The 3,054-nt window shown below is 55.0% G+C and carries 2 protein-coding genes; both read left to right on the top strand.

The window, feature by feature from the left end:
- The first annotated feature begins 249 nt into the window (after positions 1-249).
- Positions 250-1,503 carry a serine hydrolase domain-containing protein gene (locus ACXJ5O_RS23030; RefSeq protein ID WP_457301937.1) on the top strand — a complete coding sequence of 418 codons (1,254 nt, stop codon included), beginning with the start codon at positions 250-252 and terminating at the stop codon, positions 1,501-1,503.
- A 116-nt stretch (positions 1,504-1,619) separates the two neighbouring features.
- A partial coding sequence (locus tag ACXJ5O_RS23025) for a thiamine pyrophosphate-binding protein (protein WP_457301936.1) occupies positions 1,620-3,054 on the top strand: 1,435 nt, incomplete at its 3' end.

The raw sequence follows: 3,054 nt of genomic DNA, 5'->3' as shown, positions 1-3,054 counted from the left end.
CGCCCAACGGGATGATCGACCCATTCCTAGTCAGGCTCCGCTCAGCGACATTGAGGGTAAACGGGCCGAAATGTGCGATGCCACGTTCGTCGGAGTTCATTACGATCCAGAGCCTCCTCAGCGGCGATTTGCAATAATTAACATATCACGACTCACTTGAGGTCGAAATATTCACCTACTGTCGAGCAGTCACTAGCGGTTTCGTCAAGTAGGGCGAGACCGCGGAAACTCGGTTATGGAGACACGGACATGTTGTCGCTCGAAGAAGCTTTCGAAGCCAACGGGCTCAACGAGCTAACCATATTGCAACCGCATGGGAGCCTCCCATCGACGGGATCCTTGGAGCTCCAGCGGATTGTCGACTTCAGCGTAGCCATGGGGGACGCTCCATTTCTCGTCGCGATGGTCTGTGATAGCGACGGAGTTAGATTCTCAGGAGCCTCGGGCGATGCTGCTCCGGGACTGCGCGCAGACGAAAATACGGTATTCAGAATCTTTTCGATGTCGAAGCCCTACTGCGCCGTAGCTATCATGATGTTGATCGAGAGGGGCCTGCTAGGCCCAGACACACCAGTCGCCGACATCGTTTCTCAGTTCTCTCAAATTGGTGTTCTGGATGGATATCAGGACGGAAAAGCGATCCTACGACCCCCCAAGGCACAGGCAACAGTACGACACCTCGCTACGCATACATCGGGGCTGGAATACGAATTCTGGAATCCGAATGTGGCTGAATATATCGAAAGGACAGGCCATCCCAGCATCATCAATGGAACTCTCCAATCGATGTGCTATCCGATGATGTCCGAGCCTGGCACCCGATGGGGCTATGGCCCGAGCATCGATTGGTTGGGCCTCGTTGTGGAAGCAGTGGACGGTCGCAGAATTGACAAGTTCTGTACTGAGGAAATTTTCGAGCCCCTCGGCCTCCGCAATACCTATTTCGAGGTGGATGATGTAGCGCGGACCAATCTTTGCGCTGTCTCAGGCAGGTCGGCGGACGGTGAGTTTGCCGAGGTCCTGATGGATCCGCCCTCTCATCCGGAATTCTACGGCATGGGCACTGCGCTATACAGCACAGCGCCGGACTATCTGAGATTCTTGAGGCTATTCCTAAACGGCGGCGAGCTAGATGGCAATCGCATCCTGTCATCGGCGTCCATAGATGAGATGTTTACTGACCAGATGAACGGCCTTTCATTCTCAAGGATGGTGTCGTGCGCTCCAGTTACCGCAGATGTCGATCCCTTCCCTGGTACCCGCCATACACACACCTTTGGTTTTCTACGCAACGAAGATGATATCCCGGGAATGAGAGGTGCCGGGTCAGTCGGGTGGGCTGGCGTTCTGAATTCGCATTACTGGATAGATCGGACATCGAATGTCGCAGCGGTATTCATGAGCCAGTCGCTTCCGTTTTGCGAACCGGGTCTGATGAAACGGTACGAGCAGTTCGAACGATGCGTCTATCGATATCTGCGGCCTGACGACCTGACTTCATAGCGAGCACACGAGACCAGGAGTTCATCGGAACTTGCGTTTGGGAAGCGAACCCCTGCGTCCGGACGATGGTGCAAAAACTTGAATTTTTAGCTGATCACTAACAAGAGGAATACCCAATGAGCAAGAAAGTCGCGGAGATGCTTGTCGAGACCCTGCAAAACGCGGGAGTCAAGACATGCTATGGGATTGTTGGCGACACAATGAACCAGATCGCTCAGTCGATCGACAAAAGCGATATCAACTGGGTGCACATGCGCCATGAAGAGGCTGGCGCTTTCGCCGCTGCGGCCGAGGCGTCGTTGATGGGCAGGTTGACTGCGTGCGCGGGAACATGCGGCCCGGGTAGTCTGCACTTCATCAATGGTCTTTACGAAGCCAACCGTAATCGTGCGCCCGTCATCTTGATCGCGACGCAGATTTTCAGAAGTGACCTCGGATTTCAGTCGATACAGGAGGTCGATCTGGTTGAAGTGTACAAGGGCTGCAGCGTATTCTGCGACATGATTACGACCCCGGAACAGGCCCGTCGTAAGATCGTCGCCGCCTGCCAGGCCGCTCTAACGCGCCGCGGTGTGGCTGTACTTGTGGTGCCGGCGGACATAGCCGACGCACCGGTACATGATGAGCCCCCCTACAGTGTCCACGCAAGGGTGCCGGTTATTCGCCCAAGCGAGGACGATCTCGATGAGATCGCGACCATACTGAACTCAAGTACCAACATTGCGATATACGCTGGTTCTGGATGCGAAGGCGCACATGACGCTATTGTATCGATGGCCGCTAGGTTGAAAGCACCCATGGCCCACACCTCTCGCGGCAAGGACTTCGTGTCTCATGACAACCCGTACAACGTTGGAATGACGGGCATGATCGGCGGAGCCGCTGGTTACAAGGCAGTGCTTCACTGTGATGTTCTTCTCCTCTTGGGAGCCGACTTTGCCTGGAGGCAATTCTACCCTGACAAAGCCAAGATCATCCAGATCGACATTGATCCGACCCATATCGGCCGCAGACATCCGGTCACCATTGGAGTCGTCGGAACGATCAAAGCTACACTCGAGGCGCTGCTTCCCCGTCTTGAACAACACCGTGATGAAACCTTCATGCGTGAGTTCATCAACCGCTACCAAGAGGACAAGAAGGCGGCAGATGCCGAAACTCCGTCAAAGAACGAGAAGATATCGGGCACATATCTTACCAAGATAATCAACAAATTGGCCGCGGAAGACGCCCTGTTCGCCGCTGACGATGGAACAGCAGCAGTTTGGATGATGCGGCATATTGAGACGGACGGCAAGCGCCGGACCTTCGCGAGCATGCTCCACGGAACAATGGCGGGCGGGATGCCTACGGCACTGGGGCTTCAGAAGGCCCAACCCGGCCGCCAGGTGATTGCCCTTTGCGGCGACGGCGGTCTGACAATGCTGATGGGCGATCTTCTCACGACGGTACAGGAAAAGCTTCCGATTAAACTTGTGGTCTATGACAACTCGAAGCTCGGCTTTGTAGATATCGAGCAAAAGGCTGCGGGGCTTGTACCCGTCTTCACTC

Source organism: Phyllobacterium sp. P5_D12 (assembly GCF_054049495.1).
Note: the sequence above shows the minus strand (reverse complement) of the source record. Positions and strands in the feature narration are given on the sequence as shown.

Excerpts from the sequence above, each read along its gene's own strand:
- ACXJ5O_RS23030 (WP_457301937.1), top strand. The coding sequence starts at position 250 with ATGTTGTCGCTCGAAGAAGCTTTCGAAGCCAACGGGCTCAACGAGCTA.